This window comes from Arthrobacter sp. Hiyo1 (assembly GCF_001263615.2).
GTDB lineage: Bacteria > Actinomycetota > Actinomycetes > Actinomycetales > Micrococcaceae > Arthrobacter.
This window is the reverse complement of the sequence record NZ_DF952468.1, coordinates 345,962-361,753: the sequence shown is the minus strand read 5'-3', so window position 1 is coordinate 361,753 and position 15,792 is coordinate 345,962. Positions and strand designations below refer to the sequence as shown.

Below are 15,792 nucleotides of genomic sequence, written 5' to 3'. Positions count from 1 at the left end.
CCGCCGTCGAGCGCACCGCCGTCGAAGGCTCCGCCGTCGGGGGTCCTGTCCCAGCAGTTTTCCTTGAGCGACCCGGCGAGCCAGTGGTCATCGTCAACAAGCACCGGCCGCTGACCCCCTTGCAGTTTGTCCCTCCCGACCTGGTACAGCCCCGCGTGCAACTCGCAGTCAGCGGAGAGGCGTCCCTCCTCAACAGCACCACCGCCGCAGCGGCCGAAAAGCTCTTCGCAGCAGCCGCTTCGGAAGGCGCCACCATGACCTTGGCGTCCGGCTACCGCTCCTTCCAGACCCAAACCGCCACATACAACGGCTACGTGAGCACGCGCGGCCAGGCCTCGGCGGACACGGCTTCCGCCCGTCCCGGCTTCTCGGAACACCAGACCGGTTGGGCCTTCGACATCGGCGACGGCGGCGGGGCGTGCAGCTTCGAACCCTGCTTCGCTGATCAGCCGGCGGCCGTCTGGGCCAAAGCGAATGCGTACAAGCACGGATTTGTTGTCAGGTACCCGTGGATGCTCAATGAGATCACGGGCTACTACTACGAGCCCTGGCATTTGCGATTCGTCGGGGTTGAGGCTGCGACGGATATGGCCAAGCGGGGCATCGGCACTCTCGAGGAGTACTTTGGACTCGAAGCGGCGCCGGGCTACCCCTAACGGTTGATTAACCAGGAAAGTTTCCGACACTCCCGGAAATTGAACGGCTGCTCACTTTGAATTTACAAGCATGCACTAGCTTGGTGCCATGTTGAGTGGATTTAAGAATTTCATTCTGAAGGGCAACGTCGTAGACCTTGCCGTAGCCGTCGTCATGGGTGCCGCATTCGGTGCAGTTGTTGATGCACTCGTCAAGAACGTCCTCATGCCGCTGATCGCTGCCTTGGTTGGATCCCCCAACTTTGACAGTTTCGCGAAGGTGACCATCAACGGAAATGACCTGCAGTTCGGCGTTTTGCTGACCGCGATCGTCAACTTCGTCCTGGTAGCAGCCGCAATCTATTTCGTCGTGGTGGCTCCGATGAACCACCTCATCGAGCGCCGCAACGCCAAGTTGGGCATCACGGAAGACGAGCCGGCGGCGGACCCCGCGGTCACGCTCCTCACGGAGATCCGCGACAGCCTGGCCCAAAGATAGGCACGGCTCAAAGGTAAGCACTTGAACTAACTGTGGCCCGCCTCCTCATGGAGACGGGCACAGTTGCTTGCTGGCTTCGGGGCTAAACTGCCAGTTCGCGTGGAATTGCGAGGCGGTCTTCGACGACGCCGGCGAGTTCGGTGCATATGCGGGTGGCCGTTTCCATGTCCGCGGCTTCCACCATCACGCGCACCAGTGCTTCGGTGCCCGACGGCCGGAGGAGCACGCGGCCGGTGTCACCAAGTTCGAGCTCAGCGGCGGCCACTGCGGCAGCGACGCTTCGTCCGTGGCGGCGCGCGATTTGTCCACGCCCTTCACGTTGATCATGAGCTGCGGCAGCTTGGTCATGGCGCGGGCAAGGTCTTGGAGGGTCCGTCCGGTGCCGGCCACTTGGGCGGCGATCTGAAGTCCGGTCAGGACGCCGTCGCCGGTGGTGGCGTAATCGGAGAAGATCACGTGGCCCGACTGCTCTCCGCCAAGGCTGAAGCCGCCGTCGCGCATTGCCTCCAGGACGTACCGGTCCCCCACCGCGGTCTCGCGGATGGTGATTCCAGCTTCACGCAAGGCGATCTTGAGTCCGAGGTTGCTCATCACGGTGGCTACCAGGACGTCGTCCTTCAGTTTTCCGGACTTCTTCAGCGCGAGGGCCAGGATCGCCATGATCTGGTCACCGTCAACCTCGTTGCCTTCATGGTCCACGGCCAGGCAGCGGTCGGCGTCGCCGTCGTGGGCAATGCCGAAGTCCGCGCCGTGCTTGACGACTGCTTCCTTGAGCTGGCCCAGGTGGGTGGAACCGACGCCGTCGTTGATGTTCAGGCCGTCGGGTTCAGCGCCGATCACTACAACTTCGGCGCCGGCACTGGAGAAGACCTGCGGGGAACAGCCGCTGGCTGCACCGTGGGCGCAGTCCAGGACAACCTTGAGGCCCTCAAGACGGTGCGGCAGGGTGCCGAGCAGGTGGACGATGTAGCGGTCCTCGCGTCCGAGAAGCGCTGGATCCGGCCGACGTCGCCGCCCACAGGGCGTGAGGGTTCCTTGCCGAGCTGGGCCTCGATCGCGTCCTCAACCTCGTCCGGGAGCTTCTGGTCGCCGCGGGCAAAGAACTTGATGCCGTTGTCCGGCGCGGGGTTGTGCGAGGCCGAGATCATGACGCCGAAATCGGCATCGAGATCGGCGATGAGGTAGGCCGCTGCGGGCGTGGGCAGCACACCGGCGTCGTACACGTCGATGCCGGAACTCGAAGTCCGGCTTCCACCGCTGCGGCGATAAACTCCCCGCTGGCGCGCGGATCCCGGGCGACCACGGCGCGGGGCCGCGTTCCGTTGGCCGCACGCTCGTGGCCAAGGACCACTGCGGCAGCTTGGGCCAACTGAAGAGCAAGCTCCGCGGTGAGCAATCCATTGGCGAGACCACGCACGCCATCTGTTCCAAATAATCTAGCCATCGCGTCCCAGTCTAGACGACGGTTGCAGGGGCCGAGCGAAGGAGTGCCGGAAGGGCCGTGCATACTCCTTCAACCGCGCGATCGATAGAGTGGAACTACTTGACTTGCGCTTTTTGCTCCACTCTAGTAATGCCCCTTAACAAGTATCTACGATTACCGCATGACACCTAGCTCTGGGGGCTTGGCGCTCGAAATAATTGTCCCCGTATTCAACGAGTCCGCCATACTCGAACGAAGCATTTATCGGCTTGCCGACTATCTTTCCCGGGAATTGTTGTACAGCTGGAAAATCACGATTGCCGATAACGCGAGCACGGACGCGACCGGTTTAATTGCGCGGAAGCTCGCTGATGAGGTTCCCAATGTCAGTTATCGGCGCCTTGAGACAAAGGGGCGGGGTTTCGCGCTCCGCGACGCCTGGACCTCGTCTGAAGCGAAAGTTCTGGCATATGTCGACGTGGACCTCTCGACCGATTTGGCGGCGTTGCCGCCGCTTATCGCTCCCCTGCTTTCCGGACACTCGGATGTCAGCATCGGCACCCGCCTCGGCCGGACTTCGAGAGTGGTCAGAGGTCCCAAACGGGAATTCATCTCCCGGAGCTACAACCTGATTCTTAAACGGACCATGCAGGTCCAGTTTTCCGACGCCCAGTGCGGCTTTAAGGCTGTCAGGGCAGAAGTCGCGCATCGGCTGCTTCCTTATGTGAAGGACAACTGCTGGTTCTTCGACACCGAACTGTTGATCTTGGCAGAGCGGGCAGGGCTTCGAATCCACGAGATTCCCGTCGACTGGATCGACGATCCAGACAGCAGGGTGGATATCCGCCAAACGGCCATCGACGATATCAGGGGCCTCGTGCGCGTCGCGGGTTCCATGATGAAGGGAAATATCCCTTTGCAAGCGATATACGCGGAGCTGGGGCGAGGACCTATCGCCGCGCCAACGCGTCCAAGTTTCTTCGGCCAAGTGATACGTTTCGGAATCGTCGGCGCGTTCTCCACTCTTGCTTTTGCTTTGCTATATCTGCTGTTCCAGGGCCCGTTTGGTCCACAGCAGGGAAACTTCCTGGCCCTGTTGCTCACGGCCATCGCGAACACGGCTGCCAACCGCCGCTTCACGTTCAGGATCCATGGACCCGAGCGGCAGTTCACCCAACAGTTTCAAGGCCTCGTGGTGTTCCTGGTCGCCTGGGGAATCACTTCCTCTTCCCTGCTACTACTACATGCCATCCATCCGGACGCGTCGCCCAGCACTGAGCTTTTCGTCCTGACCTGCGCAAACATATTTGCAACTCTTGTCCGATTCGTTCTGCTCCGGATCTGGGTCTTCCGGGTTCGTCGGTCGGAGGAACGGCGCACGGGTTTTGCACTCAATCAGCCAAAAGAGTCGCTACTTTGATCATGTTGTCCCAGACTTGAACAACATCTGGGGGAAATTTCAAGGAGGAATCTTTTGACGGTGTCCGAATCTACCGCCTCCCGTACTCGGCGTCAGCCGACCGGCTTCGCTGTCCGAAGCCCAACCCCAGTTGCGCGCTGGGAGAAGGTCACCATCGCGGTCTTCTTGCTCTCCACGGCATTTTTTTACCTGTGGAAACTGGATCAAAATGGTTGGGCCAACGCGTTTTACTCAGCTGCAGTGCAGTCCGGTGAACACGACTTCACGGCATTCTTCTTCGGTTCCTCGGACTGGGGGAACTCAATCTCCGTGGATAAACCCCCACTCAGCCTCTGGGTGATGGGGCTTTCGATCCGACTATTCGGACTCAACTCTTGGAGCCTCCTAGTCCCACAAGTCATCATCACGTTGTCCAGTACGCTGCTGATCTTTGTCCTAACCCGCAGATATTTCCCGGCCGTGGCTGCCCTCATCGCCGCAATGGTGTTCGCATTCACCCCAATCACCGTTCTACTAGCCCGCTACAACAACCCGGATCCACTCATGGTCCTGTTGATGATTGCGGCGCTCTACGCCGGGATCCGGGCCTCAGAGACGGGCAAACTCAAGCCACTGATCCTCGCGGGCGGATTGTTGGCTCTCGGATTTCTGACGAAACAGCTTCAGGCATTTCTGGTTCTCCCGGCAATCACGATGGTCTTTCTCCTTTTCGCCCGCCTGTCCTGGCGTAAAAGGTTCCTCGGGCTTGCCCTGGCCGGATGCGTCATGGCCGCTGGTTCCATGGCCTGGCCGCTCGCCGTCGACCTCACACCTGTCCAATCCCGTCCCTTCGTCGGAGGCTCAACAAGCAACAGCATGATTGAACTAACACTCGGGTACAACGGGATCGACCGCGTAGTCCAACATGCAGATGACCCGTCCTTGTCACTCATACCCCAAGAGTTCAGGGGCATGGGCACTGACGCGGGATTCTTCAGGCTGATCAATCTGAACTACGGACAGGAAATCGGCTGGCTGCTCATGCCTGCCTTGCTCAGTTGCATGGCCATTACGTGGGCCGTTGCCACACGCCGATTCGAACGGAATGAGGCGATCCTATCGTCGGCAGCAGTTGTCTGGTTCGTAACAACTTACCTCGTGCTGAGTTTCATGAGCCAGGGCTTTCATTCCTACTATTCGTCCTCCCTGGCGCCTCCGCTGGCTCTTTGCGTCGGTATTGGTGCCCGTTTGCTCTTGTCGGGCGCCAAGACAGCGCTAGGGCGAATATTGACTACGGCTGCATTGGTTGCGAGCTTCATATTCGCAAACGCAATGTGGAAAATTGGCGAGGGGTATCCCGAATGGCTCGGAACCGCCGTACTGTTTGCCGGCTTGCTCTTGGCGGCAGCCTCTGGTGTCCGGCCGCCCTGGCCTTGGCTTGGGCGCTCAACAGTTGCCGTGACAATTGGGGCGCTGCTGATCGGACCGGTATTTTGCTCTTTCCTGACTGTGGGTTCTCCTCAATCCGGGTCCAATCCCCTCTCCGGTGGAATCTCCCGGAACCCGAACACGCTTAGCCGATTCCTTGACGGAGTTAGGAAACAGGAACCGGCCTGGGCCTACGGAATTGCGATAGGCAATAACCCCGGCCAAGCCATCTTGGAGAAGCTGCAAAACGCCCCTTCGAGATGTACGTGGGCCGCGGCCACTTACCCTGCCCAAACGGCTGCACGTTTTCAGCTGGCTTCCAATCGTCCGATCATGCCGTTGGGTGGTTTCGCTGCTGTGGATCCCAGCCCTACCCTGAACAAGTTCCGGGACTGGGTCGCTGCGGGACAAATTTGCTACCTCGTCGAGCAACCTGAACAACTGAAGGTCCCGGGAAACAGCCAGGAGCTCACGGCGATTCAGAATTGGGTGGCGGCCACCTTCCACTCAGATGTCACTGATGGCACCACGGTGTACGACCTAGGAAATCCATTGGAAAGTAGCCGCTAAACGCGAAAAGGCCCGCCCCACCAAAATGGCGGAACGGGCCTCTGCGGGCCGCTGGAAGCGTCCGAAAGCGGTTTTAGCGCTTGGAGTACTGCTGAGCCTTGCGTGCCTTCTTGAGACCAGCCTTCTTACGCTCGATGACGCGGGCGTCACGACGCAGGAAGCCGGCCTTCTTCAGGGTGGCGCGGTTGTTCTCGGCGTCGATCTCGTTCAGCGAACGGGCGATGCCGAGACGCAGTGCACCGGCCTGGCCGGAAATGCCGCCACCGTGGATGCGTGCGAAGACGTCGTAGGCGCCGTCAAGATCAAGGATCTTGAAGGGCTCGTTGACGTCCTGCTGGTGCAGCTTGTTCGGGAAGTAGTTGGCCAACTCGCGGCCGTTGATGATCCACTTGCCGGTGCCGGGCACGATGCGAACACGTGCAACAGCTTCTTTACGACGGCCAACTGCGGCGCCGGCAACGGTAAGTGCCGGGCGCTCCTTCTTCGGCGCTTCTGCTTCTGCAGGACCGCTCTCCGAGGTGTAGCTGGTCAGGTTTTCCTCAGCCACAACGGCCTCGGTGGTCAGTTCTTCGTTCTGAGCCACGATTCTCCTTGATTAAAAGTTGTTTGGTGGCCAGGACTACTGGGCGACCTGGGTGATTTCGAAAGTCTTGGGCTGCTGGGCGGCGTGCGGGTGCTCTGCACCGCGGTACACCTTCAGCTTGCCCAGCTGCTGTGCAGCGAGGGAGTTCTTCGGGAGCATGCCCTTGATGGCCTTCTCCACGGCGCGGACCGGGTTGGATTCCAGCAGTTCCGCGTAGTTGACGGAGGTCAAGCCGCCCGGGTAGCCGGAGTGGCGGTATGCGCGCTTCTGCTCCAGCTTGGCGCCGGTCAGGGCGACCTTTTCAGCGTTGATGATGATGACGAAGTCGCCCATGTCCATGTGGGACGCAAAGGTCGGCTTGTGCTTTCCGCGCAGCAGTGTTGCGGTCTGGCTGGCAAGACGACCAAGGACAACGTCGGTGGCATCGATGACGTGCCACTGGCGGTTGATATCGCCGGGCTTCGGGGTGTACGTACGCACGGTTTTGCCTCGTTCTTGTTCTGGCGTTCATGTTTTAGGCGGCACGCTTGAAGCGTGTGCCTACTAGGTATGCGTTACCGGAGCAGAGGTGAGGGCTCTATGTACCAGTCATCCCGAAGTCCCGATATGCCTGTCGAGTTAACGATCCTGCAACTGGATCCCCAAGCGGGCATGTGTCATCGAGAAAGGACACGCACAACGACTATCAACAATAGCGGCAAGGAGCTTCAGGGTCAAAATAGGCTGGCAACGAGCGTGAACAACTAAGACCCTTCCTGAGCTCCTAGGAGATGCGATGACAGCAACTGCCGCCCAGCCCTTGCTTGTGGCCGCCTTCGGGCTCCTGGGGCTGCTCACGAGCCCTCTGGCAGAGCTTCTGATCACTTGGTCCATGCCGCGGCTTGGCGGGCTCCCTTCCCCGCCATAAGGTTCACGACGGCGGTTGCCACCGCGGTGTTGTTTGCCCTCATGACGCTGCGGTTCGGCTTGTCTCCGGCACTCCCCGCCTATCTCCTCCTGTCAGTGCTCGCCGTGCAGCTGTCACGCGTTGATATCGCGCACCATTTGCTCCCAAACCCGCTGGTCCTGGTGCTGCTTGCGTCCGGGCTTGGTCTGTTAACTATGTCGGCTGTGCTTGTTCCGGACTGGCCGGGGCTGCTGCGAGCGGCTGCCGGCGGCGTCATCTTGTTCCTGGGGTACTTAATTCTTGGACTAATTTCTCCGGGAGGCCTCGGAATGGGCGACGTGAAGCTCTCGGCACCACTCGGAATGTACTTGGGCTACTTGGGCTGGACCCACGTGTTCTACGGGGGACTGCTGGGCTTCGTGGTGGGCGGGGTGGTGACGGTGCTGATGTTGCGCCTGAAGCGCGGAACCAAGCCATCTGAGGTGGCACACGGACCTGCCATGTTCGCCGCGGCAATTGGAGTGGCCCTTCTCGTTGCGTGAGGTCCTGACGTCCTTCCCAGTTCCCTCGGTTCACAAGAGCCCCATCTGCGCGAGCGCCTAGGTAGTACTTAGGCAGGTAAACCGAGTACCCGTGAATCGCGCTTCGAGTAGTCAGCGCCATCCGCTGTCGGAAAGACGAGTACCACTACGCATTGTTTGTTAACCCTCCCAGGGGCAATTCTTGTCCTATCGAAATCCAAACGCCAAACGGGATATGTAGGCAACTGGAATTCGTAGACAAATTCACTTATCTGGGAAAGGTTTTTCCAATGTCAACTTTCATGATTTCCACCCTCGCATTCATCGCCGGCATCAAAGACAAACTGACCTCTGAAAAGGGCGCAACGGCAACCGAGTATTCACTGCTCGTGGGTCTTATTGCCCTCGTCATCGTTGGCGGCGTCGGCCTGTTCGGCGGAGCGCTGAACACCTGGTTCACTACTCTCTCCACCACAGTCGCGAAGTGGTAAGGCGACCACGGCATGAGTGCGAAACGCGGCATCCTTAAGGCGAAATGGGCGGTTCGCTTTCTTAATAAGACCGTTGTTTGGCTCGGAGCCGAAAGAGGTGCCACCGCGACGGAATACTCGCTCCTCGTGGGCCTCATCGCCCTCGTCATCGTGGCAGGTGTGGGTCTGTTCGGGGGAGCACTGAATGGCTTCTTCAACACCCTCAGCACCACGGTCGGTACCTGGTAACCAGGCACAAGCGTTGTGCCGCGTCTACGGGCGCGGCACAACGCACCGTTTTCTCGCTGCAAACATCCGCAGCATCTACCCAGGGGGATCCTTTGAAACGCAGGATCAAGTCTTCCAAGAACCATGAGCGGGGCGCAGTTGCCGTCGAATTCGCCCTCGTCGCCCCGATCCTCGTGTCCCTGATCATCGCTGTTGTCGAGTTTTCAAACGCCTACAACATCCAGGTTTCAGTGACTCAGGCTTCCCGTGAAGCCGCGCGGAGCATGGCAATCACCAACGACACAAGCAAGGCGACTGCGGCTGGCAAGGCCGGAGCACCATCGCTCGACACCTCCAAGCTGAGTTTTAGCTATTCTGGCGCCTGCGCGGCAGGCAGTCCCCCCCCAACAATCACGGTGACCACTACCTACAGCGGACAGTCTCTCACCGGATTCTTCGGCTCCAGTCTCACCGTCACAGGCAAGGGAGCAATGCAATGCAACGGCTGATCCGACGTCGGGACCCTCATGACAGAGAGCGCGGGGCTGCGGGCGTCATGGTCGCGCTCATGATGCTCACCCTCATCGGGGTTGGCGCCGTGGCGGTTGACGTCGGTCAGATTTATGCGGAGCGGGCCCAACTGCAGAACGGGGCCGACGCCGGAGCACTCGCCGTCGCGAGCAGCTGCGCCAAAGGTTCCTGCAATACGTCGCTGGCTGGCCCCCTCGCAAACTCCAACGCAAATGATGGCGCCAGCACCGTGAAGTCAGTGGATCTGAGCGTGCCAGGCAAGGTAACTGTCACAACATCTACCAAGGACGGCACAACCGGAGCCGGATACCTGAGCAAGATGTTTGCCAACGCGCTCAACACCGGCCCGGTGACGGTCGGCGCCCAAGCACCGCGACGTGGGGCGGCCCTGGATCCGGCCCCGCGATCCTGCCGCTGGCCTTCGCTCCATGCCAATTCGACATCAATGGGGCCACACAGACGATTCTTACCCACGGATCAACCACCTGCGTGAGTGACAGCCCGTCCGGCCAGGTCATCCCTGGCGGATTCGAATGCTAACGCCCGTGCCCGGCCAGTGCGCCGCGCAGGTTTATCCAGATGATCCGTCAACAAGCGGAGTAGTGGATCCCTACGCGCAGAGCAAGACGGGGTTGAGCATGCCAAAAGAGTGCAAGTCCCTCATTGCCGGCTATCTAAACACGGTGGTTGCCTTCCCCGTTTTCACAGAAGCTTCGGCAAGCGGCGCTGGAGGTAAGTACTACATCAAGGGATATGCGGCTTTCTATCTGACCGGGTACAACTTCCCCGGTATGACCGGCGGCGATCAAACAGGCCTCGGAGGAAGCAACAACGGTGTCCGCGGGTACTTTGTCAGCTGGATTGCTGACCCCTCTGTGTACCAGGGAGGGGGATACACGCAAGGCGGGGCCAACCTTCCGCCGCAACTCATCCAATAAATCGCGCTCTTGGACGAGCGCATCTGGGAAGGAAGAAAAGTGAAAACACGCCTACTGGGAGGCATCGCTGCGCTTGTCGTAGCCATCATTGGAACAGTGATGCTCGTGTTCTACGTCCAGGGCGCCGACAAGCGCGCTCTGGCAAATACGGAAACGGAAGACGTCTACGTCATCCAAAAGGAAATCCCCGCTGGCACGCCGACGGCCGGTTTCGGGGATTCTGTCGTGAAAAAGTCCGTGCCAAAGTCAGCCATTGCGGCCGACAGCGTCACGAATCTTGGGGAACTCGGCTCCAAGGTTTCTTCGATTGACTTCATGCCTGGTGAGCAATTGCTTGCGACCCGGATGGTCGATCCAACCAGCTTGGCCGGTCCGGGCCGGGTTGAAGTTCCTACTGGACTTCAAGAGGTCACGCTCAAGCTGCCGATCGAACGCGTTGTCGGCGGGACAGTAAAGGCCGGTGACACCGTCGGCGTAATGCTGTCATTCAAAGCGGATGACAAATCCAGCTCCCCTGACCAGACAAACTTTACATTCCACAAAGTCCTGGTCACCGCTGTGCAGGACGCCAATGGAACGATTGCAGACAACTCCAGTTCCACCGCTCAGCCAAGCAGCGGTTCCCTGAACCCCAACAAGACCGCGGGCTCGGGGAGTGGCTACCTTGTCACGGTGGCGCGCTCTGCCGTCGACGTCCAAAAGATCGTGTACGCCGTTGAGTTCGGCACCATTTATCTCAGCAAAGAGCCTTCCGGTGCCGCTGCAGGCGCAACGGGAGTCATTGACCGGGGAAGTGTATTCAAATGAGCCGCTTCGTTCTCATCACCCCGGAACCTGATTTCGAACGGCGGGTCCGCTCGGCAACTGCTGGAATGAGCGGAAGCCTCCAGTGGTTCCAGGCCGACTACTTGCCGGCGGGGCCACGGGAGATCTTGGACCAGCTCCTCGGAGAACCGCCTGAAGTGCTGATTTTGGGCCCGGGGTTGGAGATCAATGACTCGCTCAAGCACGCTTCCTTGCTGGATCTCCAGTTTCCGGAAATCAGTGTGGTGCTGGCTGCCGAACAGAACGAGTCATTGGTCCTCGCGGCAATGCGCGCCGGAGTGCGAGACCTGCTCTCACCCGCAGCGGACTCGGACACCATCCGCGTTATGGTGGAGCGGGCAAGCCTTGCAGCCGCCGGCAGGCGACGGGGCCTCGCCCCTAACGCCATCGAGACCCCGTCCCAGGCTTCGGGCGGTCGCATCATTGCGGTCATGTCGCCCAAGGGCGGGGTTGGTAAGACAACAGTGGCTACAAACCTAGCAGTCGGACTAGGGGCCCTGGCGCCCATGGGCGTGGTGATCGTCGACCTGGATCTACAGTTCGGCGATGTGGCCAGCGGCCTCCTGTTGAACCCCGAACACACCATTACGGACGCAGTGCTTGGACCAGCCAGCCAGGATTCCATGGTGCTCAAGACTTACTTGAGCGTTCATCCGGCCAGCATCTATGCGCTGTGTGCCCCCCGCAATCCTGTCGAAATGGATCGCATTACAGCCCAACATGTCAGCAGGTTGTTGGAACAGTTGCGGCACGAATTCCAATACGTCGTCATAGACACAGCCCCTGGGCTCGGTGAGCATGTGCTCGCCGCACTTGAAAGTGCCACGGACGCGGTGTGGGTGTGCGGAATGGACATTCCGAGTATCCGCGGATTGCGTACCGGACTCAGTATTCTCGACGAATTGCAACTGCTTCCTCAGTACCGTCACGTCGTCCTCAACATGGCCGATCCCAAGAGCGGTTTGGTCCTCAAGGACGTCGAAGCAACCATTGGTGTTCCGGTGGATGTTGCAATTCCACGATCACGGACCCTTCCTTTCTCCACGAACAAAGGCGTCCCGCTGCTACAGGACAGCACGCGAGATGCCGCCACCAAGGGCCTACGGCTGCTGGTGAACCGGTTTAAGCCCAATTGGGACGAGCGAGAACACAAGCAGATGCACAGAAGGGCGGTTGTCCGGTGAACCTCTCACGCAGACTCGAAAGTCGTCGATACGACGCCGGTGCCGGGGCAGCACAAAACGCTGGGGCAGTTCCCTCAGATATGGCTGCGCCAAGAGCAACCACGCTCGGCCGCATCCAAGAAACGAAGGCAGCGGAGTCCTCGAACACCCTGGCTAACGCCGACGAAAACATGCCGTCGACGATTCTGGCCAGTGAAGCACTCGGCGACCTTAAGGAGCGGGCAAGCAAGGCTTTGTTTGAACGACTCGGCTCCAGGCTCTCCGACTCGTCGCTGGACGAGACTGAATTGCACCAATATGTGCGCGACGAGCTGAAGGTTGTTGTAGACGAAGAGCAGGTGCCTCTGACGTCCGCAGAACGGCAGCGCCTCACTGCGGAGATCATCGACGATGTTCTCGGCCATGGCGCCATTCAGCGGTTCCTGGACGATCCGGAAATTACGGAAGTCATGGTGAACCGCTACGACAGCATTTACGTCGAACGGTATGGTCGACTGTACAAGACCGAGGCCAAATTCTCCTCGGACGAGGCCCTGCGGCGGATCATTGAACGCATCGTCTCTAGGGTCGGACGGCGAATCGACGAGTCGTCTCCGCTGGTCGATGCGAGGCTCCCCGACGGCTCCCGCGTGAATGCCATCATTCCGCCACTTGCTGTCAATGGGCCGTCGCTGACCATCCGGAAATTTGGTCGCGAAGCACTCACTGTGAACAAACTCATCGAGTTTGGCAGCCTGTCCCCCGAAATGGCAGAGCTGCTGCGGGCTTGTGTCTTGGCTCGGATGAACATCATCGTGTCCGGCGGAACCGGCACTGGGAAAACGACCCTGTTGAACGTCCTCTCGTCGTTCATCCCTGTAGAGGACCGGATCGTCACCATTGAGGATGCGGTCGAACTACAACTCCAACAAGAGCATGTGGTGCGCCTTGAAAGCAGGCCAGCCAATATTGAGGGACGCGGCGAGGTAACCATTCGGGATCTTGTACGCAACTCCCTTCGTATGCGTCCTGACCGCATCGTTGTGGGCGAAGTTCGTGGAGGAGAGTCGCTCGACATGCTTCAAGCCATGAACACGGGCCACGACGGCTCCATCTCCACGGTCCACGCAAACTCGCCCAGAGACGCCGTTGCCCGCCTCGAGACTCTGGTGCTCATGGCCGGAATGGACCTTCCGCTGAGGGCCATCCGTGAACAAGTGGCTTCAGCCGTGAACCTAATTGTGCACATTAGCCGCCTGCGCGACGGAACACGCAGGGTTACGCACATCACCGAGGTTCAGGGGATGGAAGGCGACATCGTGACTCTCCAAGACGCGTTCGTGTTCGACTACTCAGCCGGTGTCGATGCCAATGGTCGCTTCCTCGGCAAGCCGATCCCGACGGGAGTCCGGCCCCGCTTCACCGATCGTTTCGCGGAACTGGGGATCCCCATCTCTCCGGCAGTTTTCGGAGCACCCATGATGGGAGGCCTGCGATGAGCGACGCGGGAATCCAACCCGTTTTCCTGGCTGCGGGCTTGGGCTTGGTCTATGTTGCTCTACTTCTGCTCGTTTTGGTGGTGCTCAAGTCAAAGAGAACCCTCGATGCCGAAAGGCGCCGACCCGGCGCTCCGATCCACACGTCCGCCCTGACCCGACTCACCGACAACGCAAGAGATGCCATTCAGATACGCATTCAATCGGGCTCTGGTGGATATCTTTCGCGGGCGAAACTGGATGCCGCAGGCTTAAAGAAACAACCAGCCGACTACGTATTGATTGCTGGAATCGTAGTAGCTTTCGCCGGCGCAATCGGATTCCTGCTCGGCGGCCTCATCTTCACGATCCTGATGTGCCTGATCGCTGTGGTTTCCCTGATGGCGTTCCTGAGCGTCCTTACAGCCCGGCGTGCGTCGAAATTCGACGAGCAAGTACCTGATGCCCTCCAGATGTTGAGTGGAGGGATGCGGGCCGGGCATAGCCTCCTAAGGGCAGTCGATGCCACTGCCCAAGAGAGCGAAGCGCCTATGGCCGAGGAGATGAGCAGGATCGTCAACGAAACTCGGATCGGACGCGATCTCGGCGAGTCCCTCAGCGATGTCGCCATAAGGACGAAGAGCGAGGACTTCGGCTGGATAGCACAGGCGATCGAGATCCACCGAGAAGTCGGCGGAGACTTGGCGGAAGTCCTGGACCACGTTGGAGAAACAATCCGCGACCGCAACCAAATCCGTCGCCAGGTCAAGGCGTTGAGCGCCGAAGGGCGAATGTCCGCGCTGGTATTGCTGGCGCTGCCAGTAGTCATGTTCATTGCGCTCCTGTTCATCAATCCGAGCTATGCCCATACGTTCACTTCCACGGTGCCTGGCTACATCATGCTTGCAGTGGCGGTCGTCATGCTCAGCCTTGGCGCGTTCTGGCTGAGCCGCCTGATCAAGCCGAAGTATTAGGAGGGATCCACCATGCAATTCTTCGCATATGCAGCCATGTTGGCCATCGTGGCCCCTGTGTCTTGGATGGTCTGGCTCGCTTTCACTGGCGACAGGATAGGAATACGCAACATTCGTACTAATCTGGGTGTCCGCACGGCTTCCACCCCACAGTCCGGGAATGTTCAGGATCGATTGACGGCCATAACACGGCAACTTGCGCCCGACGGCTACGTGGTCTGGCTCGACAAGCAACTGGCGGGGGCTGGTCGTCCCAAGGATTGGCCTTTGGGCAGGATCTTGATGGTCAAACCACTGCTGGCACTCGGTGGTGGCGTCTTCGGAGTGCTGCTGTTCCTCAGCGATCCATCGGCCGGGAAACTTCTTCTTGCCTTTGCCGTCACGGCAATCGCTTATTTCGTACCGGATCTCCTCATTCGTTCGAATGCGCAGAAACGGCGCGAGGCAATTCGTTTGGAGTTGCCAAACTCACTCGACCAGATGCTTATCTCTGTCCAGGCAGGTCTAGGTTTTGAAGCTGCCATGGCCCGAGCTGCGGAAAACGGCAAAGGACCGCTGGCGGACGAGTTCATCCGGACACTTCAGGATATTCAAGTGGGGCGCAGCCGCAAGGACGCCTATCTCGATATGTCCCAGCGCGTCGATGTTCCCGACGTTCGTAGCTTCATCAGGGCGGTTGTCCAAGCCGATGCCTACGGCATTGCCATTGCCAAAGTCCTCAAGGCCCAGGCTCAGGAAATGCGGACCAAGCGCCGTCAGCGGGCAGAAGAACATGCCATGAAGATCCCGGTGAAGATTCTCTTCCCCTTGATCTTCTGCATCTTCCCCACCCTGTTCATCATCCTTCTGGGTCCAGCGGTCATGAAAATCATCGCTGCATTCTCCTAGCGTGCACTAAGGAACTGACGGTGATCGATATGAAAAGAAGGATCAAGCAGCTAATAGGGATCTTGGCTGAAGAACAGGGAGCAACGGCTACGGAATACTCAATATTGGTGGGCGTCTTCGCGATGGTCATCGTTGCGGGAGTAGGACTGTTCGGGACAGCCCTGAACGGCTACTTCGGCGCACTGGCCAATGGAGTGAAGACCGCTCTGGGCCTGCCCTAAGAACGGCTCCCATGACCGGCGCATCTGGGGCGCTATTGACCGACCACCCGCGAACCCAGAACCGTGGGCGGTCATCGCAGGCCCCCTCCACGGTACCCAGAACCGGGAGGGGGCCGTCCAACGTCCAAGCCCCGG

18 protein-coding genes and 2 pseudogenes are annotated in these 15,792 nt (G+C 59.5%); 17 read left to right on the top strand and 3 right to left on the bottom strand.

Going from position 1 to position 15,792, the window contains the following annotated elements; all coding sequences use genetic code 11:
• A pseudogene (locus AHiyo1_RS01610) lies at positions 1–656 on the top strand (M15 family metallopeptidase); the annotation flags it as partial.
• A gap of 88 nt (positions 657–744) precedes the next feature.
• Entirely contained in the window at positions 745–1,134 is a 390-nt protein-coding gene (gene mscL / locus AHiyo1_RS01605; RefSeq protein ID WP_059387399.1) for a large conductance mechanosensitive channel protein MscL, read from the top strand.
• Between the two features lie 82 nt (positions 1,135–1,216).
• Here the strand turns inward: mscL and glmM are convergent.
• Positions 1,217–2,578 (bottom strand): annotated as a pseudogene (glmM, locus tag AHiyo1_RS01600) (phosphoglucosamine mutase).
• 160 nt (positions 2,579–2,738) lie between these two features.
• Between glmM and AHiyo1_RS01595 the strand changes: the two are divergent.
• Both AHiyo1_RS01595 and AHiyo1_RS01590 read left to right on the top strand, forming a co-directional pair.
• A complete protein-coding gene (locus AHiyo1_RS01595) occupies positions 2,739–3,977 on the top strand; it encodes a bifunctional glycosyltransferase family 2/GtrA family protein (RefSeq protein WP_059387398.1) in 1,239 nt (412 codons plus the stop codon).
• Positions 3,978–4,037: 60 nt separating this feature from the next.
• Complete coding sequence (locus AHiyo1_RS01590; RefSeq protein ID WP_059387397.1) at positions 4,038–5,954, top strand: ArnT family glycosyltransferase; 1,917 nt, start codon at positions 4,038–4,040, stop codon at positions 5,952–5,954.
• Positions 5,955–6,027: 73 nt separating this feature from the next.
• Here AHiyo1_RS01590 and rpsI read toward each other — a convergent pair whose 3' ends face one another.
• Positions 6,028–6,537, bottom strand: a complete 510-nt coding sequence (gene rpsI / locus AHiyo1_RS01585; RefSeq protein WP_059387396.1) for a 30S ribosomal protein S9 — start codon at positions 6,535–6,537, stop codon at positions 6,028–6,030.
• Positions 6,538–6,573: 36 nt separating this feature from the next.
• On the bottom strand, positions 6,574–7,017 hold the full coding sequence (gene rplM / locus AHiyo1_RS01580) for a 50S ribosomal protein L13 (RefSeq protein WP_024817563.1): 444 nt from the start codon (positions 7,015–7,017) through the stop codon (positions 6,574–6,576).
• A 295-nt stretch (positions 7,018–7,312) separates the two neighbouring features.
• Here rplM and AHiyo1_RS27805 point away from each other — a divergent pair, with 295 nt between their 5' ends.
• The 13 genes from AHiyo1_RS27805 (at position 7,313) to AHiyo1_RS01520 (ending at position 15,657) form a co-directional block, all read left to right on the top strand.
• Positions 7,313–7,444: a hypothetical protein gene (locus AHiyo1_RS27805; RefSeq protein WP_340639265.1), complete on the top strand. Its 132-nt coding sequence runs from the start codon at positions 7,313–7,315 to the stop codon at positions 7,442–7,444.
• A 26-nt stretch (positions 7,445–7,470) separates the two neighbouring features.
• The gene (locus AHiyo1_RS01575; RefSeq protein ID WP_340639264.1) at positions 7,471–7,965 is read left to right on the top strand and encodes a prepilin peptidase; all 495 of its coding nucleotides are present in this window, start codon (positions 7,471–7,473) and stop codon (positions 7,963–7,965) included.
• A gap of 269 nt (positions 7,966–8,234) precedes the next feature.
• Positions 8,235–8,435 (top strand): Flp family type IVb pilin, encoded by a 201-nt coding sequence (locus AHiyo1_RS01570; RefSeq protein ID WP_059387395.1) that lies wholly within the window; start codon positions 8,235–8,237, stop codon positions 8,433–8,435.
• Between the two features lie 12 nt (positions 8,436–8,447).
• Positions 8,448–8,663, top strand: coding sequence for a Flp family type IVb pilin (locus tag AHiyo1_RS01565; RefSeq protein WP_084784303.1), 216 nt, complete (start codon positions 8,448–8,450; stop codon positions 8,661–8,663).
• 92 nt (positions 8,664–8,755) lie between these two features.
• The gene (locus AHiyo1_RS01560; protein WP_059387394.1) at positions 8,756–9,151 is read left to right on the top strand and encodes a TadE/TadG family type IV pilus assembly protein; all 396 of its coding nucleotides are present in this window, start codon (positions 8,756–8,758) and stop codon (positions 9,149–9,151) included.
• Complete coding sequence (locus AHiyo1_RS01555; RefSeq protein WP_253257107.1) at positions 9,139–9,666, top strand: TadE/TadG family type IV pilus assembly protein; 528 nt, start codon at positions 9,139–9,141, stop codon at positions 9,664–9,666. Before AHiyo1_RS01560 ends, AHiyo1_RS01555 begins: the two co-directional genes overlap by 13 nt.
• Positions 9,667–9,775: 109 nt before the next feature.
• The gene (locus AHiyo1_RS01550) at positions 9,776–10,111 is read left to right on the top strand and encodes a hypothetical protein (RefSeq protein ID WP_059387392.1); all 336 of its coding nucleotides are present in this window, start codon (positions 9,776–9,778) and stop codon (positions 10,109–10,111) included.
• A gap of 39 nt (positions 10,112–10,150) precedes the next feature.
• Positions 10,151–10,918 carry a Flp pilus assembly protein CpaB gene (cpaB, locus tag AHiyo1_RS01545; protein WP_253257106.1) on the top strand — a complete coding sequence of 256 codons (768 nt, stop codon included), beginning with the start codon at positions 10,151–10,153 and terminating at the stop codon, positions 10,916–10,918.
• On the top strand, positions 10,915–12,120 hold the full coding sequence (locus AHiyo1_RS01540) for an AAA family ATPase (RefSeq protein WP_059387391.1): 1,206 nt from the start codon (positions 10,915–10,917) through the stop codon (positions 12,118–12,120). Before cpaB ends, AHiyo1_RS01540 begins: the two co-directional genes overlap by 4 nt.
• 80 nt (positions 12,121–12,200) lie before the next feature.
• Complete coding sequence (locus AHiyo1_RS01535) at positions 12,201–13,598, top strand: CpaF family protein (RefSeq protein ID WP_059387390.1); 1,398 nt, start codon at positions 12,201–12,203, stop codon at positions 13,596–13,598.
• 77 nt (positions 13,599–13,675) lie between these two features.
• A complete protein-coding gene (locus AHiyo1_RS01530) occupies positions 13,676–14,548 on the top strand; it encodes a type II secretion system F family protein (RefSeq protein WP_340639282.1) in 873 nt (290 codons plus the stop codon).
• A gap of 12 nt (positions 14,549–14,560) precedes the next feature.
• Positions 14,561–15,436, top strand: a complete 876-nt coding sequence (locus tag AHiyo1_RS01525) for a type II secretion system F family protein (RefSeq protein WP_059387388.1) — start codon at positions 14,561–14,563, stop codon at positions 15,434–15,436.
• Between the two features lie 20 nt (positions 15,437–15,456).
• Complete coding sequence (locus AHiyo1_RS01520) at positions 15,457–15,657, top strand: Flp family type IVb pilin (RefSeq protein WP_445286176.1); 201 nt, start codon at positions 15,457–15,459, stop codon at positions 15,655–15,657.
• The last annotated feature ends 135 nt before the right edge of the window (positions 15,658–15,792 follow it).

Bases quoted from the DNA above. Each gene is read 5' to 3' on its own strand.
- AHiyo1_RS01565 (WP_084784303.1), top strand. From the start codon at position 8,448: ATGAGTGCGAAACGCGGCATCCTTAAGGCGAAATGGGCGGTTCGCTTT.
- AHiyo1_RS01540 (WP_059387391.1), top strand. From the start codon at position 10,915: ATGAGCCGCTTCGTTCTCATCACCCCGGAACCTGATTTCGAACGGCGG.
- AHiyo1_RS01535 (WP_059387390.1), top strand. From the start codon at position 12,201: ATGGCTGCGCCAAGAGCAACCACGCTCGGCCGCATCCAAGAAACGAAG.
- AHiyo1_RS27805 (WP_340639265.1), top strand. From the start codon at position 7,313: ATGACAGCAACTGCCGCCCAGCCCTTGCTTGTGGCCGCCTTCGGGCTC.
- AHiyo1_RS01570 (WP_059387395.1), top strand. From the start codon at position 8,235: ATGTCAACTTTCATGATTTCCACCCTCGCATTCATCGCCGGCATCAAA.
- AHiyo1_RS01555 (WP_253257107.1), top strand. From the start codon at position 9,139: ATGCAACGGCTGATCCGACGTCGGGACCCTCATGACAGAGAGCGCGGG.
- AHiyo1_RS01525 (WP_059387388.1), top strand. From the start codon at position 14,561: ATGCAATTCTTCGCATATGCAGCCATGTTGGCCATCGTGGCCCCTGTG.
- AHiyo1_RS01595 (WP_059387398.1), top strand. From the start codon at position 2,739: ATGACACCTAGCTCTGGGGGCTTGGCGCTCGAAATAATTGTCCCCGTA.
- mscL (WP_059387399.1), top strand. From the start codon at position 745: ATGTTGAGTGGATTTAAGAATTTCATTCTGAAGGGCAACGTCGTAGAC.